Origin of the sequence: Anoxybacillus sp. FSL W8-0104, from assembly GCF_038004465.1 — a bacterium.
Taxonomy (GTDB): Bacteria; Bacillota; Bacilli; order Bacillales; family Anoxybacillaceae; genus Anoxybacillus; species Anoxybacillus flavithermus_G.
The window spans coordinates 558,606-583,186 of the sequence record NZ_JBBOQU010000001.1; the positions used below are offsets into that span (position 1 = coordinate 558,606).

A 24,581-nucleotide genomic window follows, 5' to 3' on the forward strand; every position below is an offset into this window, starting at 1 on the left:
AAACATAATGGGAAAATTGTTTGTTGTCGGTTTTGGCCCAGGAAGTGTTGATCATATGACGAAACGGGCGCGTGAAGCGATTGAAGAAAGCGATGTTATCGTTGGTTATAAAACGTATGTCGATTTAATTAAAGACATCATTCGTGGAAAAGAAGTGATTAGCACAGGGATGACGGAAGAGGTGAGTCGAGCACAAGAAGCTGTAAAGCAGGCAGAACGCGGAAAAAACGTCGCTGTCATCTCGAGCGGAGATGCCGGACTGTACGGTATGGCTGGGCTTGTTTACGAGGTGTTAATTGAAAACGGGTGGCATAAGGAAACAGGGATTGAAGTGGAAGTCATTCCAGGCATTTCAGCCATTCATTCTTGTGCCGCTTTGCTAGGGGCACCGATTATGCATGACGCATGCACGATTAGTTTAAGCGACCATTTAACACCATGGCACATCATCGCCAAACGAATTGAGGCAGCCGCAGCAGCTGACTTTGTTATTGCGCTATACAATCCAAAAAGCGGTCGCCGTACCCAGCAGATTGTCGAAGCGCAACGTATTTTATTAACATATCGTTCACCACATACACCTGTTGGTCTCGTCAAAAGCGCGTACCGCGAACGACAACATATTGTATTAACAAGTTTAGGAGACATGTTAGAGCACGACATCGGTATGTTAACGACCGTTATTATCGGGAACTCTTCCACATTTGTTTACGATGGACTGATGATTACACCTCGTGGTTATGAACGGAAATATAAGCTAGCGAGCGCTGTTCAACCGTTAAAGCCACATGAACGGCTGCGACCAGAGGCGGAACCGTGGTCACTCGCAAACGTGCGCGCGATTGCCGAAGAAGCGTACGAAAAAGTGAGTGCTCCAAAACAGATAGAAAGATTAGAAATAGCCATTAGTCCAGGGGTGACAAATAAAACGTTAACAACGAAACAAATGATAGACATTGCACGCATCGTTGGTGAAAAAGGAACAATTACGTACACACCAGATCATTATCTTAAAGTGACGATGGAAACGGAGCGACCAGACGAAGTTGTTCGTGAGCTTTTAGAAGCTGGTTTAACCGTCGCCCCAACAGGAAATGTATTTGTTATGAAAGCATGTGATTTTTGTGACGGAGAGAAAAAAGACGCCATTCCTTATGCTGAACAATTATACAAACAATTTGGCGGGATGGAATTGCCAAAAGAATTGCGGCTTGGATTTAACGGGTGTGGCATGGCTTGTTATGGCGCTGTCCATGAAGATATTGGCATCGTCTATCGGAAAGGAGCATTTGATTTATTTTTAGGTGGAAAAACGGTAGGGAGAAATGCTCATCCGGGACAGCTTGTTGCTGAAGGTATTCATCCTGATCAGTTGATTGAAACGATCACTCGTATCATTAGGCAATATAAAGAGGAAGGATATGCGAATGAACGTTTCCATAAATTTTTTGAACGAAAAAAAGAAGTCGGCGGTTTTGTTTACGGTGAAACGTTAAAAACAGAGCCAGCGGCATGTGGGGAGTGAGGCAAATGAGAGCAATTTTATTTGTTGGGCATGGAAGTAGGGATGAAGAAGGAAACGAGCAAGTTCGCCAGTTTGTTCAAATGCTTCGTCCGCAAATTGATCAGACGTTTTATGTGTACACGTGTTTTTTAGAGTTCGGTGTCCCATCTGTTATAGACGGTATTGTCCATTGTGTAGAAAAAGGGGCAACGGACGTTATTGTTATTCCAATCATTTTACTGCCAGCTGGTCATTCGAAGTTGCATATTCCGGCAGCGATTGATGAGGCAAAAGAACGTTACCCGTACGTCTCATTTACGTACGGACGACCGCTCGGTATTCATGACGCCACGTTTACGATTTTAAACGACCGTCTGCAAGAAGCAGGGATTGTTATGGATGGGCAGACAGCGATCATTTTGCTTGGGCGCGGTGGAAGCGATCCAGATGCAAATAGCGATTTGTATAAAATTGCTCGCTTATTTTGGGAGCGAAATAAACAGACGATTGTAGAACCGGCGTTTATGGGGGTGACGAATCCGTCATTAGATGAGGCCATCGACAGATGTATCAAACTCGGTGCGAAAAGAATTGTGATTTTGCCGTACTTTTTATTTACGGGCGTATTAATCAAACGGTTAGAAAAGCGAGTTTCCGAGTTTCAAAGCACATACTCGGACATTTCGTTTGTGCTTGCGCATTATTTTGGTTTTCACCCGGCACTACAAACGATTGTGCTTGATCGGTTGCAAGAAGCAATAAGCAATTCGGTTCGTATGAATTGTGATACGTGTCAATATCGGCTTCATGTCGCTGAACATCATCACCATCATCACCATCATCACCATCACGATCATTGAGGTGAAGCACATGATTATGATGTTATCAGGAACAAGCGATGCGAGACAGTTAGCGCTAGCTATTCGCGATGCGGGATATGACATATTTGCGACCGTCGTTACCGAACATGCGGCAGAGCAGATGGCTCATGTCGGCATTCATGCGCACGTCGGACGATTAACAGCGTCACAAATGATTGCGCTCATGAACGAACATAAAGTTAAGGCGATCGTTGACGCGAGCCATCCGTTTGCGGAAGAGGCGTCGCGTCAAGCAATGCAAGCTGCGGAAAGAGCATGCGTTCCGTACATTCGCTATGAGCGAAAAGAAAGCGTGATTGCGTATGAGCGCGTTACATTTGTCGATAGCTATGAAGCGGCGGCACAGTATGCAGCAAAAAAAAGAGGAGTCATTATGCTTACGACGGGAAGCAAAACGTTACACATTTTTGCAGAGCAGTTGCTTCCGCTTCCCGATGTTCGCCTCATTGCCCGTATGTTACCGCGGAAGGACAATATGGAAAAGTGCGAACAATTGGGCTTTCCACAAGAAAATATTATTGCGATGCAAGGTCCGTTTACGAAACAGTTAGATGTTGCACTTATGAAACACTTCGGAGTGACGCTTCTTGTGACGAAAGAAAGCGGACGGGTTGGATTCGTTGATGAAAAAATTGCTGCGGCGCAAGAGCTTGGTATTGAAACGGTTGTTATTCGTCGCCCAAAACTTGCTTATCCAAACGTGTACAATGAGTTTTCCGACATCATTCGCGCACTTGAGCGAGAGATAAAAAAGGAGGAAAAGTAAATGTTTCGTCCAATAACTGTGCAACCAGAACAAATTGAGCAAAAAAGCTTTCAAATCATTGATGAAGAAATAGGGGAGCATGCATTCACTGCTGAGCAGTATGCCGTTGTTCAACGCGTCATTCATGCGAGCGCCGATTTTGAATTAGGGAAAAGTTTGTTGTTTCATCCGCGAGCGATTGAAGCGGGAATGGCTGCGATTCGTGCCGGGAAAAAGATCGTGGCTGATGTACAAATGGTGCAAGTTGGAATTAATAAAGCGCGTATTGAAAAATATGGTGGGAGCGTTCATGTATACATTTCTGATGAAGATGTGATAAAAGAAGCGAAACGATTAAACACAACGAGAGCGATTGTTGCGATGCGCAAAGCGGTGCAAGAAGCGGAGGGGGGCATTTTTGCCATTGGTAACGCTCCGACAGCTCTACTAGAACTCATTCGACTAGTGAAAGAAGGGGAGGCGCGCCCAAGTCTCATTATCGGATTACCCGTCGGATTTGTCTCAGCAGCAGAATCGAAAGAAGAATTGGCGAAATTGGATGTTCCGTTTATCACAAATATCGGGAGAAAGGGAGGGAGTACGGTAACTGTCGCCGCATTAAATGCGTTGTCCATTTTAGCGGAGCGGGAATAAGTATGGAAAAAGAAAAGTTGCGTGAAGGATATACGACAGGGGCGTGTGCAACGGCTGCTACTAAAGCGGCGTTATGTGCGCTCATTACTGGCGTGAAACAAACAGAAGCGACCATTATGTTGCCGATCGGACGAGAAGTTACCTTTGCGATCGTTTCTTGTGAAATGGAAGAAGAACGAGCGAGCGCAACGGTAATTAAAGATGGGGGAGATGATCCAGATGTGACACACGGTGCCTCTATTGTCGCAACTGTAAGCTGGACGGAAGAGGGCATCCATATTGACGGAGGAGAAGGGGTAGGAAGAGTAACAAAACCGGGTTTACCTATTCCTGTTGGCGAAGCAGCGATTAATCCCGTGCCGCGGCAAATGATGATGGACGTTGCCAATGAGTTGATGACAAAATACGGTATAAAACGTGGTGTGCGCATTATTATCTCTGTTCCAAATGGAGAAGAAATTGCGAAAAAAACATTAAACGGCCGTCTTGGTATCGTTGGAGGCATTTCGATTTTAGGGACGCGCGGCATCGTTGTTCCATTTTCGACATCAGCGTATCGAGCAAGTATTGTGCGTGCACTTGAAGTTGCGGTCGCTTGTGGCTGCGATCATGTTGTTGTCACCACGGGTGGAAGAAGTGAAACATATGCAATGAAACAATATCCTCATTTGAAAGAAGAAGCATTTATTGAAATGGGGGATTTTGTTGGATTTACATTAAAACAATGTAAGCGGCTCGGGATAAAAAAAGTGTCGCTCGTTGGGATGATGGGAAAATTTTCGAAAGTCGCCCAAGGCGTTATGATGGTTCATTCCAAAAGTGCACCTGTTGATTTTCAATTTTTAGCAGACGTTGCGAAACAATCAGGTGCTCCAACACATATGATTGAAGCTGTTAAACAGGCGAATACCGCATCGCAAGTTGGCGATATGATGTATGAAGCTGGACATTTGTCATTCTTTCATTTGTTATGTGACTATTGTTGCCAACATGCGTTTCGGGAAGTGAATGGCGGACTGACTGTCGAGACGACGTTATATACGCTGAAAGGGCAATGTTTAGGAAAGGCGGTGCGAAGCGATGGAGCGAATGAAGTTAATCGGGATTGGTGCTGACGGAGCAGCATCCCTCCCTACGCTATATAAACAATGGATTGATGAAAGTGAACGGCTTGTTGGTGGGGAACGGCAACTATCTTTTTTTTCTCATTACAAAGGAGAAAAAATCGTTATTCGGAACAATTTATCATCGCTCGTTTCCACGTTAATGAATGAGCCGAAAAAAACAGTTATTTTAGCTTCAGGGGATCCAATGTTTTATGGAATCGGTAGTTATTTAGCAAAAAAAGTGCCGATTGAAGTATATCCTTCTGTAAGCTCGTTGCAATGGGCGTTTGCGAAAATGGGAGAAAGTTGGCATGATGCATACATCGTTAGTTTGCACGGGCGTACGATGAAAGGATTGGCACAGCGAATCGATGGAAAAGAAAAGGTAGCTATTTTAACAGATGAAACGAACGATCCGCCTGCCATTGCGTCGTATTTGTTGGCTTATGGGATGACTGAATATGAGGCGTTTGTCGGGGAACATCTTGGGGGCGAAAACGAGCGCTGTCGTTTTTTTACGTTGGAAGAGATGAAGGAGGCTTCGTTCGCTCCATTAAATATTGTCGTTTTGCGCAGAAAAACAGATGGGACGAAGTGGATGTTTGGGATCGACGATGCTGAATTTTTTCAGCGCAAGCCAGAAAAAGGGCTCATTACGAAAAAAGAAGTGAGGGTATTAAGTTTGCAGGCGCTCCATCTTCATGAAAAAAGCGTTGTATGGGACATTGGCACATGTACAGGGTCGGTAGCTATTGAAGCGGCAAAAATGGCTCGTGAAGGAGCAGTATTTGCAATTGAGAAAAACGCCTATGATATTGAGATATGTCAGAAAAATATGAAAAAATTTCGCGTAGATTTTACACTCATTCACGGCCGCGCGCCAGAACATTTGGAGCAGTTTCCTGATCCAGATGCGATTTTTATTGGCGGTACATCAGGGAGTTTGCGTGACATTATTGCTGTTTGTTGTACGCGATTAAAAAAAGGTGGGCGCATCGTCATCAATGCGGTCACGGTCGAAACGTTATATGAAGCGATCGATGCATTACGAAGCTATGGATATACTGTTGATATTTTGCTCGCCCAATTTTCACGCAGCAAACCGATTTTACAATTGACGCGTTTTGATGCATTAAATCCAATATATATCATTTCAGCATGGAAGAGGGATACAGAATGATTGGTACGTTATACGGCATAGGAGTTGGTCCGGGGGACCCAGAACTACTAACAGTCAAAGCGTTTCGTAGATTGAAAGAGGCGCACGTCATTGCTTATCCAAAAAAGGCGAATGGCAGTAAAAGTTATGCGCAGCAAATTGTCGATGCGTACTTTTCGCCAAAAGAAAAACAGGTGCTTGGTCTCGTTTTTCCGATGACGAAAGACGAAAATGTGTTGCGGGAAAAATGGAATGAAACAGTCGAAACGGTATGGACTTATTTGCGTGAGGGGAAGCATGTTGCGTTTGTGACGGAAGGCGATCCGCTTTTATATAGCACATGGATTCATTTTATGCGCACGATGCAAATGAAATATCCGAACGTTTCGATTGAAATTGTACCTGGCATTTCATCTATAAATGGAGCAGCCGCACGTTTGCAGTTGCCGCTAGCGGATGGGGATGAGACAGTTGCCATCATCCCAGCACGAGATGATTATGATGCGATGAAAAAAGTGATTGAAACGCACGATTGCGTCATTTTTTTAAAAGTCGCAAAAGTGATGTCGCTGCTTCTTGCCATTTTAAGGGAGATGAATATAACAAACAAAGCAGCAGTTGTGACAAAAGTGACATCTCACGAAGAGGTCATATGGAATATTGAACAGTTGGAGCAAGTGTCATTACCTTATTTAACATTAATGGTGGTGAGAAAGTGAAAATATATATTGTCGGCGCTGGTCCGGGAGCGAGCGATTTAATTACAGTCAGAGGAATGAAGCTGTTGCAGCAAGCGGACGCCATCTTTTACACCGATTCGCTTGTCAATGATGAACTGCTTACATATGCAAAAGAAAGCGCGCGCATTTTTTGTACATCGGGTATGCATTTAAAGCAAATGGTTGCCATGATGTGCGAAGAAGTGAAAAACGGACGTATCGTCGTTCGTCTTCACACTGGTGATCCGTCGATTTACGGGGCGACGATGGAACAAATCGTGCTTTTGAAAAAAGAAGGCATTGACGTTGACATCGTTCCGGGAGTTAGTTCGGTGTTCGCTGCCGCCGCTGCGGCACAAGTAGAATTGACCGTACCGAATTTAACGCAAACGGTCATTTTAACGCGAGCAGAAGGAAGAACCCCAGTTCCTGAAAAAGAACAGCTCGCTTCGTTGGCGCAACATCATTGTACAATCGCTCTTTTTTTAAGTGCGACGTTAACGAAAAAAGTGACAGCTGCATTTCTTGAAGCAGGATGGAGCGAGCATACGCCTGTTGTCGTTGTGTATAAAGCGACATGGCCGGATGAAAAAGTCGTTCGTTCTACTGTTGGTACGCTACATGAAGATATGCAGCGCCACGGCATTCGGAAACATGCCCTTATTTTAGCAGGCTGGGCGCTTTCTAATGAACTCGATGAATCATGTCGTTCCAAATTGTATGATGAAACGTTTACACACGGCTATCGAAAAGGTGGGGAATAACATGTATGCCGTTGTAGCCATTACGAAGCACGGAGTAGAAATTGCACGAAAACTACATGAAACACTCCCAGATACACACGTGTATTACACAGATAAATTTGCAAAAGGTGATGAAAAGCAAAAAGGTATTTATTTATTTTCTGGAAATGTTCGCTCTCATTTAGGAAAATGGTTCGGCACGTACCGCGGTCTTATTTTAATTATTTCTCTTGGGGCAGTTGTGCGCATGATTGCCCCGTTACTAAAAGATAAAAAAACAGATCCTGCTGTTGTTGTTATTGATGATAAGGCGGAGCATGTCATTAGTGTGTTGTCTGGCCATTTAGGTGGGGCAAACGAATTAACGCGCCAAGTAGCGGCATTGCTGCATGCCCGTCCAGTTATTACAACAGCATCTGATGTGCAACAAACAATTGCTGTTGATTTATTTGGCCGCTCGTTCGGATGGGTGTGGGAGAACGAAGAAAACTTAACACCTGTGAGCGCTGCCGTTGTGAACGAGCAACACGTCGCGATTGTACAAGAATCAGGGGAGCGGCATTGGTGGACATATGATGCACCGCTTCCAGCGAACATTCGTACATATGGGTCGATTGCGGAAGCGCTGAAAGCAAGGCCTGATGCAGCATTAGTTGTGACGCATCGGCTGCTCGAGAAAGAGGAACAAGCCATTTTACAACATGGAGTGTTGTATCGTCCGAAAGTGATCGTCATTGGCATCGGTTGCAATCGTGGGACAAGCGCACAAGAAATTGAACAAGTGATTTGTGATACGTTACAACAGCTACGTTTCTCTATAAAAAGTGTGAAAGCATTATGCACAATTGATTTAAAAAAAGATGAAGAAGGTTTATTAGCCGTCGCAAACAAATATGGGTGGCCGCTTATTTTTTATACGCCCGAACAATTAAACGACGTTCCGATTGATGAACCGTCTGAAACAGTATTTCGCTATACTGGGGCATATGGTGTAAGCGAACCTGCAGCAAAGCGATATAGCGGACAACAAAAGCTTATTTTAACGAAAAAAAAGAGTGGGAATGTGACGATTTCCGTTGCGCTATGGGAGGGAGAGCGGTGAAAAGAATTGTCGTGGCTGGGACTGGGAGCGGTGTTGGAAAAACGACGATAACGCTCGGCTTAATGAGTGCGTTTAAACAAAAAGGCTATGTTGTTCAAGGGTTTAAATGTGGACCTGATTACATTGATCCGACGTATCATACGGCGGTGACGGGAAGGCGTTCGCGCAATTTAGATAGTTGGATGGGAAATGAAGACATTGTGCGCTACGTATGCAAGAAAGGAAGCGAAGGAGCGCATCTTTCCATTATTGAAGGGGTAATGGGGCTATTTGATGGGAAACGAGCGACGACAGATGAAGGTTCCACTGCAGAAATTAGCATCATCACGGAAAGCCCGGTGTTGTTAGTCGTTGATTGTTCAGGAATGGCGCGAAGTGCGGCGGCTGTCGTGCGCGGGTTTCAATCGTTTCATGAGCGCGTTCGCATCGTTGGGGTGATCGCGAATCGCGTTGGGAGCGAAGGACATTTTCGGCTTGTGAAAGAAGCGATTGAGCAACAATGCCGTATTCCTGTTGTCGGTTATTTACAAAAAGAGGTTGACTTGACGATTCCAGAGCGTCATTTAGGGCTCGTTCCATCTGTGGAGCGTGGAGAGCTTCAACCGTTTTTTAATGAGCTTGGCAAGCGAATAGAGAAAACGGTTGATTTGGATGCGATATGGGACTTAGCCGAGGCGAATGAGCTGACGAGCGCTCCACTTTTTCAGCCGAAGCAAACGTACGATGTGCGCATTGCTGTGGCGAAGGACGCTGCATTTCATTTTTACTACGAAGAAAATTTAGAAATGCTTCAGGCGTATGGGGCAACACTCGTTTATTTTTCTCCACTCGTCGGTGAATGTGTTCCACATGATGTACATGGGCTATATATTGGTGGAGGATTTCCAGAAGAATTTGCAGCGGAACTTGCACAACATGAACAAGTGAAACAGTCGGTTGCGGAAGCGATTCAACGCGGTTTACCGACGCTTGCAGAGTGCGGCGGATTTATGTATTTAACGGAAGGAATTATGACGACAACTGACGAACGATATTACGAGATGGTCGGCGTCATCCCAGGATACGTACGTATGCAGCAAAAGCTCGCTGCTCTCGGATATCGCGAAGTGACGGGACGAAAGGGGAACTTTTTGCTTGAATATGACAGAGCAAAAGGTCACGAATTTCATTACTCGACGTTTGTCCCACGCAAAGAAGAAAAGTTTGCATATGAAGTGAAAGGGTTGCGAGGATGTAAATTAGATGGCTATATGGATAAACGTCTTGTCGCCGGTTACGTTCATTTTTATTTTCCATCAAATCCTTTGCTTGTTGAGCGATGGCTCAAGGCGTGTAGCGAGGTGAAAAAAGATGCGTAGGGCGCTTCCGATTATGTTTCAAGGAACGCATTCGGATGCCGGAAAGAGCGTCATCGCGACCGCTTTTTGCCGCATCTTTGCGCGCAACGGTTGGAAGACGGCCCCGTTCAAATCACAAAATATGTCGCTCAATTCATATGTGACGGTTGACGGAAAGGAGATTGGACGCGCGCAAGGGGTGCAGGCGGAAGCAGCAGGCGTGTTGGCGACGACGCATATGAACCCGATTTTAATTAAACCGAGCCGCGATCAAGAAGCGCAAATTGTTGTACATGGGAAACCGTACGGAAATATGAAGGCGAGCGACTACCGAAGCGAGTTTTTTCATACTGGACTTCAGCTTATTCAACAATCGCTTGATATGTTGATGAAGCAATACGATCGGCTTGTCATTGAAGGAGCGGGAAGCCCTGCAGAAGTAAATTTAAATGATCGCGAACTTGTGAATATGCGTGTAGCACGCATGGCAAATGCTCCGGTCGTTCTCGTTGGCGACATCGAGCGAGGAGGGGTGTTTGCGAGTTTAGTTGGCACGTTGCAATTATTAGAGGAACAAGATCGCAAGCGTGTGATTGGCGTCATCATTAATAAATTTCGTGGCGACCTTTCGCTTCTTCAGCCGGGATTGCGCTGGTTCGAACAATATACAGGTGTGAAGGTGCTTGGCGTTGTTCCGTATACGCACGTGCGCATCGATGCGGAAGATTCGGTTGCACTTTCTCGTTATGCGACGAAAAAAGACGATGGGAAAGCGATCGATGTAGCCGTCATTCAATATCCTCGCATTTCCAACTTTACTGATATCGATCCGTTTTTTGCGGAGCCGGACTGTTCGGTACGGTTTGTGTCGGACGCGTCGTTGTTAGGTGAGCCCGATATACTCATTTTGCCGGGCAGTAAAAATACGATCGAAGACGTTTGTTTTTTAAAAGAAACGGGCTTATTTTCTGCTCTCCGACGCTTATATGAACGAACGGATGTGACAATCGTCGGCATTTGTGGCGGCTATCAAATGCTTGGCGAGCGCATTCAAGACCCTTTTCATGTCGAAACACCGCTTGATGAGATCGACGGATTAAGTTTATTGCCGATGGAGACGACGCTCGCTCGCGAAAAAACGACGGTGTTATGCGAAGGAATATTGATGTTCAAAGGCGAAACGTTCCACGTAGAAGGCTATGAAATTCATATGGGACGTTCAAGCGTAAAACGAGGCGAACCGCTCATTTTTATGGAAGGGAAAACAGATGGATGCAAAACGAAAGATGAACGTGTCATCGGAACGTATATGCACGATTTATTTCATAACGATGCGTTTCGTCATTATTTGTTAAATGATGTACGGCGAAAAAAGCACGTTTTATTCCCTATAGAGCGACCATTTTATCGGCGATTGCGCAACGAAGCGTTTGACGAGCTAGCAGATTGCGTCGAAAAACATGTCGATGTGAGAACGATTGAACGAAAAATGATTGAATTTCAAAAGGGGAGATATGGTGATGCATAAAGGAAAAGTGTACATTGTCGGGGCAGGTCCGGGGGATGAGAAGCTTATTACCGTATATGGGCGCGAATGTATAGAACGGGCGGATGTCATTATTTACGATCGGCTCGTGAGCAAACAGCTGCTTGCATATGCGAAAGAAGAAGCCGAGCTACTATACTGCGGTAAAGAGCCGAAAAAACATGGAAATATTCAACAACAAATTCACGAATGGCTTGTACAATATGCGTTGCAAGGAAAAACGGTTGTTCGATTAAAAGGCGGTGATCCATTTATGTTCGGTCGCGGTGGAGAGGAGGCAGAACATTTGCGGGCACACGGCATTCCGTATGAAATTGTCCCCGGGGTGACAGCTGGTGTGGCTGCGCCAGCGTACGCTGGCATTCCTGTGACGCATCGCAACTATGCGGGCGGGGTGACGTTCATCGCTGGACATCAAAGCGGAGAGCGCGATCGCATTCGTTGGGATGCATTAAGTCAAGCGACAGATACGATCGTATTTTATATGGGGATGGCAAATATCGCTTACATTTGCGAACAGCTGAAACGTCATGGAAAAGATGAGCATACGCCGGTGGCGGTCATTGAATGGGCAACGACAAATAAGCAGCGGACGGTCGTCGGTACGTTGCAAACGATCGTTGACATCGTCAATGAAAAACAACTTTCTTCCCCCGCGATTATTGTTGTCGGAGACGTTGTACGTTTACACGATCAATTAAAGTGGGTGGAAGAAACATGGTGATTGTTTATACAGGGGACGGAAAAGGAAAAACGACTGCAGCGGTCGGTCTTGCTGTTCGGGCCACGGGGCATGGGAAAAAAGTGATTGTCATTCAATTTATTAAATCGCCGCATCGTCCATATGGTGAGGCGAAAATATTACAGCAGCTCGGCATCGCCGTACACCAAACAGGTGTTGGTTTCACATGGACGAAAACACCGTCTGAGCATCGCGAAGCATTGCAAAAAGGGTGGGCGCTAGCGAAAGAGTGCGTGCAATCAGGTATGTATGATGTCGTTATTTTAGACGAATTAAATGTAGCGTTAGCGATTACGTCGTTTCCGATTGATGATGTGTTGCCGCTTTATGACGTTGTACATACGTTAACGAACAAGCCAGCGCATACGCACGTTGTCGTCACAGGAAGAGGGGCAAAAGAGGAAATCATTGAACTTGCCGATTTAGTGACGGAAATGAAAGAAGTAAAACATTATTACCGTGAAGGCGTTCATGCGATCAAAGGGATTGATTTGTGAAAAAGCTGACTTTAGTCAGCTTTTTCACAACACGTTAAAATATCTTGCTTCTGGATGAGCGAAGACGATGGCGGAGACAGACGCTTCCGGTTCCATCATATAGCCTTCTGTTAAATGAATGCCAATTTCTTCTGGACGCAATAGGCGAAAAAGTTTTTCTTGGTCTTCTAGATTTGGACAAGCAGGGTAGCCGAAAGAAAAACGTTGTCCTTGGTATTTTGCCGCAAACCGTTGCTCCATCGTAAAGTCAGGCGAATCTGGAAAGCCCCAGCGGTCGCGCATAATTTGATGCACGCGTTCCGCCAATCCTTCCGCTAGTTCAAGCGCTAACGCTTGAATCGCGTGGCTTTTCAAAAATTGCCCTTCTTCTTTGAACCGTTGTGCTAAATCGCGCACGCCTGCCCCGGCGGTAACGGCAAATAGCCCGACGTAGTCGATTTGTTCGCTAGAAAGATAGTCTGCTAAACATAAATACGGTGCTTTCGTTTGTCTTGGAAACGTAAACGTCTCAATGACCGTTTGTTGATCGCGCGGATCGTAAATGATCACCGTATCGCCGTCGCTTGTTGCTGGGAAAAATTGATATACTGCTTTTGGTGCAAGCGAACTTGTTTGTTTTGCCTCGGCAAGTAATTCATCGATGAGCTCTTTTAACATGATCGCTTTTTCATTTCCTTCCGCCAACAGCTGTTTGACGTTTCCTTTTAAGCCGAGATGGTGTCCGAGCAACATTTGCCAATTGACGTACGGTTCAATGTGTGAAAGCGGAATGTGTTGTAATATATGCCTTTCTGTATCGGTCGGAACGTAAATAGGTGCTTGCTTCACATTGGACTTTGTCATGACAGTGACAGCGTTTTGCTGTTTTGTTACATGTTCCACTTTTTCTTTTTTCTCATAGACGATATCTTGTTGAACGATGCGATTGGCTAGCGTCAGTCCTTCCATCGCATCTTTGGCGTACAAAACGATACCGTCATATTCAGGGGCAATTTTCGTATCGGTAAATTTGCGTGACAGAGCCGCTCCGCCAACTAAAATCGGTAACGAAATGCCGGCTTGTTTTAAGTCTTGGGCGGTAAGCACCATTTGTTGTGCGGATTTAACAAGCAGTCCTGATAAGCCAATCATATCGGGCTGTTCGTGTCGCACCGCTTCGATGAGTTGTTGTGGTGTCACTTTAATGCCTAAGTCAACGACATGAAACCCGTTATTGCTTAAAATAATGTCGACTAAATTTTTACCGATGTCATGTACATCTCCTTTGACGGTTGCAAGCAGCACTTTTCCTTTCACGCTCGTTTCGTTTTTCTCCATATACGGCTCTAAAAAGGCGACCGCGGCTTTCATCACTTCCGCACTTTGCAACACTTCGGCGACGATGAGTTGGTTGTCGTTAAATAAACGACCGACTTCGTCCATTCCGTTCATAAGCGGACCGTTAATAATGTCAAGTGGGCTGTACGTTTGTAATGCGAGCGTTAAATCTTCAATGAGCCCGTCTTTCGTTCCTTCAACGACATATGCGGCGAGCCGTTCTTCTAACGTCATATGGACGTTTGCTTGTTTCGGCTGTTTCGTTTTATCGCGATAAAATTGAATAAACGCGTTTAACGTTTCATCGTTTGTGTCAAATAACAACGCCTCGGCTAAACGTACTTCTTCTTCAGGAATGGAAGCGAATCGCTCTAATTTTTCGGTATTGACGATCGCATAGTCGAGACCAGCTTGTGTGCAATGGTATAAAAAGACGGAGTTTAACACTTCGCGCCCGACAGGTGGCAAACCGAATGAGACGTTGCTAATGCCGAGCATCGTTAAACAGTTCGGCAAATGTTGTTTAATGAGGCGAATGCCTTCAATGGTTTCTTTCGCTGCACCAATGTATTGTTCATCTCCTGTGCCGATCGGAAAAACGAGCGGATCGAAAATGATGTCGTGCGGTGAGACACCGTATTTGTTGACGAGTAAATCGTATGAACGAAGGGCGATATCAAGTTTTCGTTTCGCTTCGATCGCCATGCCTTGTTCGTCAATCGTGCCGACGACGACCGCTGCTCCGTATTGATGAAGAAGCGGAACAATTTTTTCAAATCGTTCTTCGCCGTCTTCTAAGTTAATCGAGTTAATAATTGCTTTTCCTTGTGAATACGATAAAGCGCAGGCAATGACGTCTTCGTCTGTCGAGTCGATGACGAGCGGCACTTTCACTTTTTTCACGACTTGTTGAATAAATTGTTCCATATCTTCTTTTTCATCGCGGTCAGGGTCGGCTAAACAAATGTCGATGACGTGCGCCCCGTTTTTCACTTGAGCGCGAGCAATTTCTGCCGCTTCTTCATATTTTCCTTCCGCAATGAGCCGCTTAAATTTGCGCGAACCGATGACGTTCGTTCGTTCTCCAACGAAAAGCGGGCGCATCGTCTCATCGTAAACGAGCGCATCAATGCCAGAGACGGCATGCATCGGAAACTGTTTCGGAATGACGCGCGGTGGCACGTCGCGAACGGCTTCAGCGATGGCGCGAATATGTTCAGGCGTCGTACCGCAACAGCCGCCGACGATATTTAGCCATCCTTTCTCGGCAAATTGGCGAATTTTTTTCGCGAGCATGTCTGGCGTTTCGTGATAATGTCCTTCTTCGTCCGGAAGACCGGCGTTTGGATAACAGCTGACGGCTGTATTGGCGAGGGAGGCGAGCGTGCGCAAATGATCGGTCATAAATTCTGGACCGGTTGCACAGTTTAAGCCGACGGCAAATGGTTTCATATGTTGAATCGAAATAAAAAACGATTCGATCGTCTGTCCGGCAAGCGTCGTTCCCATCGGTTCAATCGTTCCAGAAATCATAAGCGGCACTTGTTTTCCGACCGTTTTAAACGCTTCGGTTATGCCTAGAAAAGCGGCTTTGACGTTTAACGTATCTTGGCACGTTTCTAATAAAAGAAGATCGACGCCGCCAAGTAATAGTCCACGCGCTTGTTGTTCGTATGCGGCGACAAGTTCAGAAAACGTCGTTCCGCCTGTAACAGATAACGTTTTCGTCGTCGGTCCCATCGAACCAGCAACAAAGCGTGGCCAATCGCTCGTTGAATATTGCTCCGCGATTCGCTTAGCGAGCTTTGCCGCTTCGATATTTAACTCAAGGGCGATATGTCCGAGATTGTATTCATCTAATACGATGTTCGTTGCGCCAAACGTATTCGTTTCGACGATGTCCGCGCCCGCTTCAAAATAAGCTTCATGAATGTGGGCAATGACTTCTGGGGCGGTGATCGTCAAATATTCATTGCATCCCTCGTACGCTTCACCGCCAAAGTCATCCGCTGTTAAGTTGGCGGCTTGAATCATCGTTCCCATTGCCCCGTCAATAATTAAAATTTTCTTTTCAAGCTGTTCGAGTAAACTAGCCATGGTAAACCGTCCTTTCTTTTTTGAGCCGCTCTTTTTCGTGCGTGTAGCGAACGAGTTCGACTGTCATATCGTAACGTAAAAACGGTGTAATTAAATAAATACCTTGGAATAAATCGAATGCTGCGTCGATAAGCGATTTGGCGATTGCCAATCCTTCTTTTGTTGCTTGAATCGGGTCATTGGCGCAAGCGGCCATGCGAGCGCGAATGTCATCAGACAATGTAATGCCCGGTACTTCATGGTGTAAAAAGTCGGCGTTTCTAGCGCTTGTAAGCGGCATAATGCCGATGTAAATTGGCGTCGCCAAATGTTTTGTCGCCTCGTATACGTCTTCGATTTGTTTTTCACTATATAGCGGCTGCGTTAAAAAATATTGCGCTCCGCATTCAATTTTTTTCTCTAGTCGTTTCACCGCTTTATCTAAATGGCGTACGTTCGGATTAAAGGCCGCAGCGATGGAAAAGTTCGTTTTTTGTCCGAGCGGTTTTCCAGAATACGAAAGCCCTTCGTTAAATTGACGAATTAACGAAATGAGGTCAAATGACGATAAATCGTAGACGGATGTCGCCCCTGGAAAGTCGCCGACTTTTGATGGATCGCCGGTTAAAGCGAGCACATCGGTCATGCCGAGCGTATGAAGCCCCATTAAGTGCGACTGTAAGCCGATTAAATTGCGGTCGCGGCATGTAATGTGAATAAGCGGGCGCATGTTCAGTTGTTGTTTGACGATCGTTCCGACAGCGACGTTGCTAATGCGTGGTGTTGCTAGCGAATTGTCAGCAAGCGTTAGCGCATCAATATGTGCTTCTTTCAACGCTTTGGCGCCTTCTAAAAATGTTGTTAAGCCGAGCTTTTTTGGTGGATCGAGCTCGACGATGATCGAACGGCGCGTGCGTGCGATGTCAGCTAGGGAAGGTGCAGATGTTTGTTCCGCTTCTTGCACGACGATTGTATGCCGTTGTTTCACTTTTTTTTCATATACAGGTGTGCGGTCGGACAGGGCGCGAGCGATAGCGGAAATATGTTTCGGCGTCGTTCCACAACATCCGCCGATGAGTCGAACTCCTTGATCGCGAAAGGCGCGCGCTGTTTCTTCAAAATATTGTTCGCTCGTTTCATAAACGAACCGTCCGTCGCGATATTGCGGCAAGCTTGCGTTTGGGTACACCGATAAAAAGGCGCGCGTCGGAATCGGCACTTCTTCAAGCGAGCGCAACATATGATACGGACCGAGATGGCAGTTTAAGCCAACGACATCGGCGCCAAGCTGTTCGAGTTGACACAGCGCATCTGCAAGCGGCATGCCATGTTGTAAGACGCCAATGTCGTGCAAGGTGACGTGGGCGATGATCGGCAACGTCGTTTCTTGGCGAGCGATGGAAAGAACGGTTTGCAGTTCTTCAAAATCGTAATACGTCTCAAGCAGCAGGCCATCGACGCCTTCGTTTAACAAGACGTACAGTTGCTCGCGAAACGTTCGTTTCACTTCTTCGAGCGAAATGGTGCTTTTATTTGTACTGCGGAGTCCCCCAATTGTGCCGAGCACATAGGCGCGTCCTTTTGCGGCTTGCTTGGCGAGCCGAACGGCTGCTTCGTTTATTTGTTTGACATCATCTTGCAATCCGTAGCGGGCGAGCTTTACATAGTTCGCTCCGTACGTATTCGTCTGGATGACTTCAGCTCCTGCATCGATATACGCTTCGTGAATATGAACGATTTCTTCAGGCTTTGTCACATTTAATTCTTCAAAACAGCGATCGATGCCGTGCGCATATAATAACGTCCCCATCGCTCCATCGGCGATGACGATGCGTTCTTTTAAATCATTTAGCAATCCCACGTCCATTCCTCCGTTTCTTTTTCAAATAAAAAAGTCTCCTCCATAAGAAGAAGACGTCGTACGCTCCTTCTTATCTTCCAAGCGAATCGCTTGTCTGGACTTAGCACCTTGACGATCGTCAGGTTGCTGAAGGTTCATCGGGCCAGTCCCTCCCCTTCTCTCGATAAGATGATGTGTATGAAGTTACTCATAAATGTAACTGATTTTTTAGAAATATTCAACTATTTTATTTGAGAAAAGAAAAAAGAAGGCGCATAGCCTTCTTAACGGTAGTTGACGAATTGGACGTCGATCGGTAAATCTGCTTCGCGAATCGCGGCGATGACTTTTTGCAAATCGTCTTTACTTTTGCCGCTGACGCGAATTTGGTCTTCTTGAATTTGACTTTTCACTTTTAAACCTGTATTTTTAATGATTGTGTTAATTTTTTTCGCGTTGTCTTTGTCGATGCCTTGAACGAGTTTCGCACGCTGGCGCACCGTTCCGCCAGACGCAGCTTCCACTTTTCCGTATTGAATGTTTTTTGTAGGGACGCCACGTTTAATAAGTTTGCCGATGAGCACATCTTTCAGTTGTTCTAGTTTGAACTCGTCGTCGGAAATAAGAATAAGCTCGTCTTTTTCAAGCGAAATGTCGCTTTTGCTCCCTTTAAAGTCATAGCGATTTTGAATTTCTTTTAACGCGATGTTGACGGCGTTTGTGACTTCCGACAAATCGACTTTTGACACGATATCAAATGAACTTTCTTTTGACATATGGATCACCTCAAACAAATATTGTGCTTCCATTATAGTCGGTTGTTGACATATGAACAACTTTACAAAATCTTTATTATGCTTTCTATTCAAACGAAGTAAAAAAGATGCTCCGCGCGAGCATCTTTTTTGTTTACAAATGGTTCGTTTCTTTTGAGTAGGCGCGCTTGCCAGCTTGGCGATTTTTTTCGCGCTCCATATTTTTTTCGTGTCGTTTCGCGTTATTGTCTTTTGCTTTTTTGTCGTTGTCGCTTGTCATCGCTTCGTCACCCCTTTAAAGGGTAGTGTAATCAATGCCCAAGCTGTTTATTCAAGAAAAAGAGGGCGATCGTTCCCGGTCCGGCATGTGCTCCGATGACGCCGCCGACTTCAGAAATGAAAAATTGTTTGCAGCCGAACGTTTCTTCAATCATCGCTTTTAGTTCGAGCGCCGTTTGTTCGTCATCGCCATGGCTAATGCCGATGAGCTGGTTTTGCACGTCTGCTCCGCGCTCTCGCATGATCTCGACCATTCGTTTCAACACTTTTTTCCGTCCACGCACTTTTTCAATCGGGATTAATTTCCCGTCCTCGACGTGAAGAAGTGGTTTAATGTTTAATACCCCGCCGACAAATGCTGCTGTTTTGCTGACGCGACCGCCGCGCGCTAAATATTGTAGGTCATCAACGGTAAAAATATGTTCCATATGGCGACAATACGTTTCAATGGTCGTCACGACATCTTCATATGCGATACCGCTTTCTGCAAGCTCAACGGCTTTTTTTACGACAAGCCCAAGACCGAGCGATGCGCATTTCGAGTCGATAACCGTTAGCTTTGCATCAGGGTATCGTTCAAGCACATCGTTTTTTATCATGACCGCTGTTTGATATGTACCGGATAAAGCAGAGGAAAAGGCGATATAAATGGCAGGAATGTTTTCTTTGGCGAGCGTCGTAAATAGCTCTTCCATTTGCGCTGGTTTTGCTTGCGATGTTTTCGGTACGTCGCCTGCGCGCATGGCATCGTATACTTGCTTTGGCTGGATCGTCAGTTGATCATCGTAGTCTTTGTCGTTTATATGAACAGCTAACGGTAAAAAAGCAATTTGTTTTTCTTGTATAAAAGAAAGTGGCAAATCGCACCCGCTATCCGCTATAATTTTAATATTCATTTCAATCACCCCTATGTATGTACTTATTTTAAGTGTAGCGATTATTATGAAAAAAAACAATTTTTATCGCTTTGTAGGAGGATGTTCTGTGGACGTAAAAAAACTGTTTGTCGTCGTCATTGGCGGATTATTAAACGCCATCGGCATGAATTTATTTTTAATTCCAGCGAACGTATATACGAGTGGGTTTGCTGGAGCGGCGCAGCTCATTTCCAAAGTCGTAGGCGACTATACGCCTTATGCTATTTCGACAGGTTTATTGCTTTTTTTATTTAACATTCCTGTGGCCATTTTAGGATGGAAAAAAGTAGGAAAATCGTTTACGTTTTATAGCTTTTTAAGCGTTGTGTTTATGTCGCTATTTCTTGAAATCATTCCTGTTCGTCCGCTTTCTGAAGACATTTTATTGAACGCCGTTTTCGGCGGAGTGATTGCAGCAGTCGGAACGGGCTGGACGTTAAAATGGGGGGCGTCAACAGGCGGATTAGATATTATTGCGCTCGTATTGTCTCGCGTCAATGATCGTTCGGTCGGGACGTACATTTTTGCGTTAAACTCGATTATTATTTTAACCGCTGGATATGTGTACGGATGGGAAAAAGCGTTATATACGCTCGTGACGTTATATGTGACGACGCGCGTCATCGATGCGATTCATACGCGCCATCAAAAATTAACTGCGCTCATTATTACGACAAAAGGGGAAGAGATGAAGCAAGCGATCAAGTCACAAATGATTCGTGGCATTACCGTCATTCCGGCGAAAGGAGCATTTTTAAACGAAGATAAAGATATGCTTATGATCGTTATTACACGTTATGAGTTGTTTGATTTAAAACGAATTATTAAAGAAGTCGATCCAAAGGCGTTTACAAATATTATGCAAACGACAGAAGTCGTCGGGTTTTTCCGAAAAGATTAAAGCTGCGCGTGACGCGCAGCTTTTTACAATGTATCGAGCTCATCTTGCAAATCGTGCAACTGTCTTCGTTCCGCATCGTTCGCATTCGCAAAAGCGGATGAGAGCGCATTTTTCGCTACAGCGATGGCGCGTTCTGTTTTTTCCTCTTTTGCTTTAGCGACCGCTTCTTTTGCTTGTTGAAATAACGGATTACCCATATTAAAATCCCCCGAGATTCGTATGATCCGCTTTTTCTGCTTTGCGTTGTTCCGCTTCTTCATACGTCATATGATACGGAATGCGCTCATCATGTTTATAAACCGCATCAGCACCTTGTTGAACGAAACGTTTTGATTTATTTCGTTTGCCCACACGATACGCCCCCTTGTTTGCCGCTTGTGACGCATATGGCGTCGATGATAGTTTGTTCATGTTTACGTCACAATACGTAAGGGAATTTTTTATAACTTTAATAATGATTGCAAATAAACAGCGATCCCGTCTTCTTCGTTCGTTTTTGTCACATCGTCTGCGACCGCTTTTAGCGGTTCAATCGCATTGCCCATCGCGACACCTAATCCAGCCCATTTTAACATCTCGATATCGTTATCTTCATCGCCAAAAGCGATGACGCGCTCGCGTGGAATACCGTAATAGGAAGCAATTTTTTCAAGACCGACTGCTTTATGAATGCCGCTTCGGACGATTTCGATGACGTGCCACGGGGCTGTCCAACTGCGGTGGTCGATGACGTTGGCATGCACTTCAGATAAATATGTGCGAATGCGCCCGACGTTTTGTTCGTCAGATAAAATTAAAATGCTCGTTGGATCTTTTCGTAAAATGTCACGTAAGTTTCCGATATACACATTTGGATTTCCTAAATTAAACAAATCAAGCAACTGCTCGTCATGTTCGTGAAAATAAACATCGTCCATCACTTCGGCTAAAATGTTGCGTACGTTATATTTTCGGCTTACTTCAACAATTTCTTTTACTGTTTCTAACTGAAGTGGCGTATGGTACATTCCCCAGCTGTCATCTTTCGGATGATGGACGAATGCACCGTTGAAATTGACGATCGGCGTCGTTAAGTCGAGTTGTTCATAATACATTTTACTTGCGCGATACGGGCGACCTGTTGCGATGACGACGACATGTCCCGCCGCTTTTGCTTTTTGAATAACATCATAAGAACGTGAAGAAATCGTTTTATCATCTTTTAACAACGTCCCATCTAAATCAATTGCAATTAAATGTTGTTCCATAACCGTTCCCCTTTTCGTCAAAATTATTCCTCATTCAGTGTATCGTTTTTCCAAAATATTTGTCTATATGGTAATATAATGTTAAAACATCATATGGGAGATGAGAACATGGTATCCATTATTCGCGAGTCGATCGCAAACATTCCTTGCTTACATGTCGTAAAAGAAGATGGTATCCATCATATGCGTCCACTTGTCATTTTTATTCATGGTTTTACGAGCGCAAAAGAACATAATCTTCATTTCGGCTATTGGCTTGCAGAAGCAGGATATCGCGTCATTTTGCCGGATGCGCTGTATCATGGGGAACGTCCAAATCCGCTTTCTGACGATGAACTTCATTTGTCGTTTTGGGATATTGTATTAACGACCATTCGCGAGCTAGATGATATAAAAAATGAGCTCGTCGAACGAAACGTTGTTGATCCGAATCGCATCGGCGTCGTTGGGACATCGATGGGGGGAATTGTGACGTTCGGTGCGTTGACGCAATATGAATGGATTCGCGTCGCTGGCTCGCTCATGGGCAGTCCATGCTATCAAACGTTTTTCGACTTGCAGCTGCAATTTGCTGAGCGAAAAGGTATGTCTTTGCCGCTGTCAAACGAGCAGCTCGCTGCGTTGCGCAACACATTAACAACATATGATTTATCGCTGCAGCCGGAAAAATTAAATGGCCGTCCGCTTTTTATTTGGCACGGAAAACAAGATGATGTCGTTCCGTTTGATTATACATACGCCTTTTATAAACAAATTGAGCCGTTTCATCAGCCGCTTACGATGCTAATTGATGAACATGCGGGACATAAAGTGACGCGCGAAGCATGGTTACAAACGGTTCAATGGTTTGTCACACATTTATAAAAACATGTGACATCGATCACAAAAAAGAGAAAGGGGGGATGGTACAATGAGACGTGAGGAGGGATAGTATGGTTATTCCGAAACAACATGGCGCATGGGCGATGTTAATCATTCCATTTTTATTCGGTATCGACATCGGTCAAGCGACGTGGCTTCATTTTCCGTTATTTGTCGCATGGTTTTTCCTATATTTAGCCACATATGTATGGACGTTAATGATAAAAAAACAAGCAACTGTTCGTCATCAAAAATGGTTTGCAACATATATGTTGATCGCGCTTATTTTTGTCGCGTTTCCACTTGCTTACAAACCGTCGCTCATTTATTTCGGTTTAGCGATGATTCCGTTCTTTATTGTAAATATGTATTTTGCGAAAAAGAAAAAAGAGCGTGCGTTTGTAAACGATGTCGCTGCCATTATCAACTTTTCCATTGGTGGACTTGGGAGTTACTACATCGGTACGGGACATATAGATGAAAAAGCGTTGTTTTTATTTATTGCTTCTGTTTTGTTTTTCATCGGAAGTACATTTTACGTGAAAACGATGATTCGCGAAAAAAACAATCCACGCTATAAGTGGGCGTCATGGTTGTTTCATCTATTTGTCGTTGTCGCATGTGTTGCAACAGGAAACGGTTGGCTTGCCTTCGCGTATGTGCCAAGCGCCGTACGGGCGATTTATTTTTATGGAAAAGCGTTGTCGATTAAAAAAGTAGGGATTTATGAAATTGTCAATGCTGTTTATTTTGCGCTTGTTGTGATGATCGTTTATTAATATGATGCAAAACGGGTGTCTTCATTTTTCGGACACCCGTTTATTTCATGTTGCATATGTCGATTGGACAACCTTCGCAACGAATATCATCTTTTAAAAATTGTATATCGTAAATCGTCATTTTCCCTTTCTCGAAAGAAATGACGCCACGCTCTTTTAATTCTTTCAACAGGCGGCTGACGACTTCGCGTGCACTGCCACAAAAATTGGCGAGTTCTTGCGTCGTCATCGGAAGATCGATAAAAATACCGTCTTCTGTTTCAACGCCGTAGCTATTCGCTAAACGAATGAGTGTGGAATAAAGCGCACCTTTTTTTCCGTGCAAAATTAAATCGCGCACTTTTGCTTGCATCCGTTGTAATTGTAAATGAATCCATTGCATAAACTGCAACGCAAACGCATGGTCTGTCGTCAATTTTTCTTCGAGTTGTTGCTTGTTGATGACAGCTAACGTCCCCGCCTCCATCATTTTTGCGCTAACGGTACAAACGCACATCGATTGAAACGGAACGATCTCCCCAAACGCGTCCCCTTGCTCACAAATGCGAAGCAACAGTTCGCGCCCTTCCTCAGTCGTTTTACTCAATTGTACTTTTCCTGTACATACAACATACAGCTCACTTGCCGCTTCCCCTTCTTGAAAAATATATTCTCCTTTTTGAATGTCGATCGTATGGTGAGGGAGGGAAAGAAGCTCGGATAAGGAGATCGGTTGAATTGTCATATGCTAACCACCTTTTGTTGTTATCTAATTCCATTAAAAAGAAAAACAGATGCGGCGTCAATAAATGAATGGGAAAAACGAAAAATATTTAAATATACATTTGATTTTATTTTTATGCAGTATTATAATGATAACTAAATTTATAAAATA

At 44.7% G+C, this 24,581-nt stretch carries 25 protein-coding genes and 1 riboswitch; of the genes, 16 read left to right on the forward strand and 9 right to left on the reverse strand.

Annotated features, from left to right (window positions below):
- Positions 1 to 4: 4 nt before the first annotated feature.
- Genes cobJ through cobO form a run of 13 tightly spaced genes read left to right on the forward strand, consistent with a single transcriptional unit; the run spans position 5 to position 12,735 of the window.
- Positions 5 to 1,525, forward strand: a complete 1,521-nt coding sequence (cobJ, locus tag NST18_RS03045) for a precorrin-3B C(17)-methyltransferase (RefSeq protein WP_088223731.1) — start codon at positions 5 to 7, stop codon at positions 1,523 to 1,525.
- Positions 1,526 to 1,530: 5 nt separating this feature from the next.
- Complete coding sequence (locus NST18_RS03050) at positions 1,531 to 2,364, forward strand: sirohydrochlorin chelatase (protein ID WP_004891937.1); 834 nt, start codon at positions 1,531 to 1,533, stop codon at positions 2,362 to 2,364.
- A gap of 10 nt (positions 2,365 to 2,374) precedes the next feature.
- Entirely contained in the window at positions 2,375 to 3,151 is a 777-nt protein-coding gene (cobK, locus tag NST18_RS03055) for a precorrin-6A reductase (RefSeq protein WP_004891936.1), read from the forward strand.
- Positions 3,152 to 3,784 carry a precorrin-8X methylmutase gene (locus NST18_RS03060; protein WP_004891934.1) on the forward strand — a complete coding sequence of 211 codons (633 nt, stop codon included), beginning with the start codon at positions 3,152 to 3,154 and terminating at the stop codon, positions 3,782 to 3,784. It begins immediately after the preceding gene.
- A gap of 2 nt (positions 3,785 to 3,786) precedes the next feature.
- The gene (locus NST18_RS03065; RefSeq protein ID WP_088223467.1) at positions 3,787 to 4,899 is read left to right on the forward strand and encodes a cobalt-precorrin-5B (C(1))-methyltransferase; all 1,113 of its coding nucleotides are present in this window, start codon (positions 3,787 to 3,789) and stop codon (positions 4,897 to 4,899) included.
- Positions 4,865 to 6,070: a bifunctional cobalt-precorrin-7 (C(5))-methyltransferase/cobalt-precorrin-6B (C(15))-methyltransferase gene (locus tag NST18_RS03070; protein ID WP_035018841.1), complete on the forward strand. Its 1,206-nt coding sequence runs from the start codon at positions 4,865 to 4,867 to the stop codon at positions 6,068 to 6,070. The genes NST18_RS03065 and NST18_RS03070 overlap by 35 nt, the downstream gene beginning before the upstream one ends.
- On the forward strand, positions 6,067 to 6,768 hold the full coding sequence (gene cobI, locus NST18_RS03075) for a precorrin-2 C(20)-methyltransferase (RefSeq protein ID WP_192949222.1): 702 nt from the start codon (positions 6,067 to 6,069) through the stop codon (positions 6,766 to 6,768). Before NST18_RS03070 ends, cobI begins: the two co-directional genes overlap by 4 nt.
- Positions 6,765 to 7,532 (forward strand): precorrin-4 C(11)-methyltransferase, encoded by a 768-nt coding sequence (gene cobM, locus NST18_RS03080; RefSeq protein WP_004891924.1) that lies wholly within the window; start codon positions 6,765 to 6,767, stop codon positions 7,530 to 7,532. Before cobI ends, cobM begins: the two co-directional genes overlap by 4 nt.
- Before the next feature lies 1 nt (position 7,533).
- Positions 7,534 to 8,613 (forward strand): cobalt-precorrin 5A hydrolase, encoded by a 1,080-nt coding sequence (locus NST18_RS03085; protein WP_004891921.1) that lies wholly within the window; start codon positions 7,534 to 7,536, stop codon positions 8,611 to 8,613.
- Positions 8,610 to 9,971 carry a cobyrinate a,c-diamide synthase gene (locus NST18_RS03090; protein WP_004891918.1) on the forward strand — a complete coding sequence of 454 codons (1,362 nt, stop codon included), beginning with the start codon at positions 8,610 to 8,612 and terminating at the stop codon, positions 9,969 to 9,971. Before NST18_RS03085 ends, NST18_RS03090 begins: the two co-directional genes overlap by 4 nt.
- On the forward strand, positions 9,964 to 11,478 hold the full coding sequence (locus NST18_RS03095) for a cobyric acid synthase (protein ID WP_004891915.1): 1,515 nt from the start codon (positions 9,964 to 9,966) through the stop codon (positions 11,476 to 11,478). The genes NST18_RS03090 and NST18_RS03095 overlap by 8 nt, the downstream gene beginning before the upstream one ends.
- A complete protein-coding gene (gene cobA / locus NST18_RS03100; protein WP_004891912.1) occupies positions 11,471 to 12,220 on the forward strand; it encodes a uroporphyrinogen-III C-methyltransferase in 750 nt (249 codons plus the stop codon). Before NST18_RS03095 ends, cobA begins: the two co-directional genes overlap by 8 nt.
- Positions 12,214 to 12,735, forward strand: a complete 522-nt coding sequence (gene cobO, locus NST18_RS03105) for a cob(I)yrinic acid a,c-diamide adenosyltransferase (RefSeq protein ID WP_004891909.1) — start codon at positions 12,214 to 12,216, stop codon at positions 12,733 to 12,735. Before cobA ends, cobO begins: the two co-directional genes overlap by 7 nt.
- Positions 12,736 to 12,759: 24 nt before the next feature.
- Here the strand turns inward: cobO and metH are convergent, their stop codons facing one another.
- The 5 genes from metH to NST18_RS03130 form a co-directional block, all read right to left on the reverse strand.
- Positions 12,760 to 16,149, reverse strand: coding sequence for a methionine synthase (metH, locus tag NST18_RS03110; RefSeq protein WP_004891906.1), 3,390 nt, complete (start codon positions 16,147 to 16,149; stop codon positions 12,760 to 12,762).
- A complete protein-coding gene (locus NST18_RS03115) occupies positions 16,142 to 17,989 on the reverse strand; it encodes a bifunctional homocysteine S-methyltransferase/methylenetetrahydrofolate reductase (RefSeq protein ID WP_192951450.1) in 1,848 nt (615 codons plus the stop codon). Before NST18_RS03115 ends, metH begins: the two co-directional genes overlap by 8 nt.
- A gap of 67 nt (positions 17,990 to 18,056) precedes the next feature.
- Positions 18,057 to 18,159: riboswitch (SAM riboswitch) on the reverse strand.
- Between the two features lie 93 nt (positions 18,160 to 18,252).
- On the reverse strand, positions 18,253 to 18,744 hold the full coding sequence (locus NST18_RS03120; protein WP_021094041.1) for a YajQ family cyclic di-GMP-binding protein: 492 nt from the start codon (positions 18,742 to 18,744) through the stop codon (positions 18,253 to 18,255).
- Between the two features lie 133 nt (positions 18,745 to 18,877).
- Complete coding sequence (locus NST18_RS03125) at positions 18,878 to 19,003, reverse strand: DUF3941 domain-containing protein (RefSeq protein ID WP_003395443.1); 126 nt, start codon at positions 19,001 to 19,003, stop codon at positions 18,878 to 18,880.
- A 31-nt stretch (positions 19,004 to 19,034) separates the two neighbouring features.
- Positions 19,035 to 19,898 (reverse strand): DegV family protein, encoded by an 864-nt coding sequence (locus NST18_RS03130; protein WP_004891897.1) that lies wholly within the window; start codon positions 19,896 to 19,898, stop codon positions 19,035 to 19,037.
- Between the two features lie 88 nt (positions 19,899 to 19,986).
- Between NST18_RS03130 and NST18_RS03135 the strand changes: the two genes are divergently transcribed.
- Positions 19,987 to 20,820 carry a YitT family protein gene (locus NST18_RS03135; RefSeq protein WP_081253607.1) on the forward strand — a complete coding sequence of 278 codons (834 nt, stop codon included), beginning with the start codon at positions 19,987 to 19,989 and terminating at the stop codon, positions 20,818 to 20,820.
- A gap of 23 nt (positions 20,821 to 20,843) precedes the next feature.
- Here the strand turns inward: NST18_RS03135 and NST18_RS03140 are convergent, their stop codons facing one another.
- From NST18_RS03140 to NST18_RS03150, 3 genes are read right to left on the reverse strand one after another with little or no spacing between them, the layout of a single operon-like run.
- Positions 20,844 to 21,017, reverse strand: coding sequence for a DUF3813 domain-containing protein (locus tag NST18_RS03140; protein ID WP_004891891.1), 174 nt, complete (start codon positions 21,015 to 21,017; stop codon positions 20,844 to 20,846).
- Position 21,018: 1 nt separating this feature from the next.
- Positions 21,019 to 21,231, reverse strand: a complete 213-nt coding sequence (locus tag NST18_RS03145; RefSeq protein WP_004891887.1) for a hypothetical protein — start codon at positions 21,229 to 21,231, stop codon at positions 21,019 to 21,021.
- Between the two features lie 29 nt (positions 21,232 to 21,260).
- Positions 21,261 to 22,067 carry a Cof-type HAD-IIB family hydrolase gene (locus NST18_RS03150; protein ID WP_004891884.1) on the reverse strand — a complete coding sequence of 269 codons (807 nt, stop codon included), beginning with the start codon at positions 22,065 to 22,067 and terminating at the stop codon, positions 21,261 to 21,263.
- A gap of 108 nt (positions 22,068 to 22,175) precedes the next feature.
- On the opposite strand from NST18_RS03150, the gene NST18_RS03155 reads away from it, so the two are divergent.
- Complete coding sequence (locus tag NST18_RS03155; RefSeq protein WP_340721206.1) at positions 22,176 to 22,931, forward strand: alpha/beta fold hydrolase; 756 nt, start codon at positions 22,176 to 22,178, stop codon at positions 22,929 to 22,931.
- Positions 22,932 to 22,999: 68 nt separating this feature from the next.
- Positions 23,000 to 23,707 carry a YwiC-like family protein gene (locus NST18_RS03160; RefSeq protein ID WP_064214239.1) on the forward strand — a complete coding sequence of 236 codons (708 nt, stop codon included), beginning with the start codon at positions 23,000 to 23,002 and terminating at the stop codon, positions 23,705 to 23,707.
- A gap of 40 nt (positions 23,708 to 23,747) precedes the next feature.
- On the opposite strand, the gene NST18_RS03165 is transcribed toward NST18_RS03160, so the two are convergent.
- Entirely contained in the window at positions 23,748 to 24,431 is a 684-nt protein-coding gene (locus NST18_RS03165) for a Crp/Fnr family transcriptional regulator (RefSeq protein ID WP_004891876.1), read from the reverse strand.
- Positions 24,432 to 24,581: the final 150 nt, after the last annotated feature.

Bases quoted from the DNA above. Each gene is read 5' to 3' on its own strand.
- NST18_RS03050 (WP_004891937.1), top strand. From the start codon at position 1,531: ATGAGAGCAATTTTATTTGTTGGGCATGGAAGTAGGGATGAAGAAGGA.
- cobK (WP_004891936.1), top strand. From the start codon at position 2,375: ATGATTATGATGTTATCAGGAACAAGCGATGCGAGACAGTTAGCGCTA.
- NST18_RS03060 (WP_004891934.1), top strand. From the start codon at position 3,152: ATGTTTCGTCCAATAACTGTGCAACCAGAACAAATTGAGCAAAAAAGC.
- NST18_RS03065 (WP_088223467.1), top strand. From the start codon at position 3,787: ATGGAAAAAGAAAAGTTGCGTGAAGGATATACGACAGGGGCGTGTGCA.
- NST18_RS03070 (WP_035018841.1), top strand. From the start codon at position 4,865: ATGGAGCGAATGAAGTTAATCGGGATTGGTGCTGACGGAGCAGCATCC.
- cobI (WP_192949222.1), top strand. From the start codon at position 6,067: ATGATTGGTACGTTATACGGCATAGGAGTTGGTCCGGGGGACCCAGAA.
- NST18_RS03085 (WP_004891921.1), top strand. From the start codon at position 7,534: ATGTATGCCGTTGTAGCCATTACGAAGCACGGAGTAGAAATTGCACGA.
- NST18_RS03095 (WP_004891915.1), top strand. From the start codon at position 9,964: ATGCGTAGGGCGCTTCCGATTATGTTTCAAGGAACGCATTCGGATGCC.
- cobA (WP_004891912.1), top strand. From the start codon at position 11,471: ATGCATAAAGGAAAAGTGTACATTGTCGGGGCAGGTCCGGGGGATGAG.
- cobO (WP_004891909.1), top strand. From the start codon at position 12,214: ATGGTGATTGTTTATACAGGGGACGGAAAAGGAAAAACGACTGCAGCG.
- metH (WP_004891906.1), bottom strand. From the start codon at position 16,149: ATGGCTAGTTTACTCGAACAGCTTGAAAAGAAAATTTTAATTATTGAC.
- NST18_RS03120 (WP_021094041.1), bottom strand. From the start codon at position 18,744: ATGTCAAAAGAAAGTTCATTTGATATCGTGTCAAAAGTCGATTTGTCG.
- NST18_RS03125 (WP_003395443.1), bottom strand. From the start codon at position 19,003: ATGACAAGCGACAACGACAAAAAAGCAAAAGACAATAACGCGAAACGA.
- NST18_RS03130 (WP_004891897.1), bottom strand. From the start codon at position 19,898: ATGAATATTAAAATTATAGCGGATAGCGGGTGCGATTTGCCACTTTCT.
- NST18_RS03140 (WP_004891891.1), bottom strand. From the start codon at position 21,017: ATGGGTAATCCGTTATTTCAACAAGCAAAAGAAGCGGTCGCTAAAGCA.
- NST18_RS03145 (WP_004891887.1), bottom strand. From the start codon at position 21,231: ATGAACAAACTATCATCGACGCCATATGCGTCACAAGCGGCAAACAAG.
- NST18_RS03150 (WP_004891884.1), bottom strand. From the start codon at position 22,067: ATGGAACAACATTTAATTGCAATTGATTTAGATGGGACGTTGTTAAAA.
- NST18_RS03155 (WP_340721206.1), top strand. From the start codon at position 22,176: ATGGTATCCATTATTCGCGAGTCGATCGCAAACATTCCTTGCTTACAT.
- NST18_RS03160 (WP_064214239.1), top strand. From the start codon at position 23,000: ATGGTTATTCCGAAACAACATGGCGCATGGGCGATGTTAATCATTCCA.
- NST18_RS03165 (WP_004891876.1), bottom strand. From the start codon at position 24,431: ATGACAATTCAACCGATCTCCTTATCCGAGCTTCTTTCCCTCCCTCAC.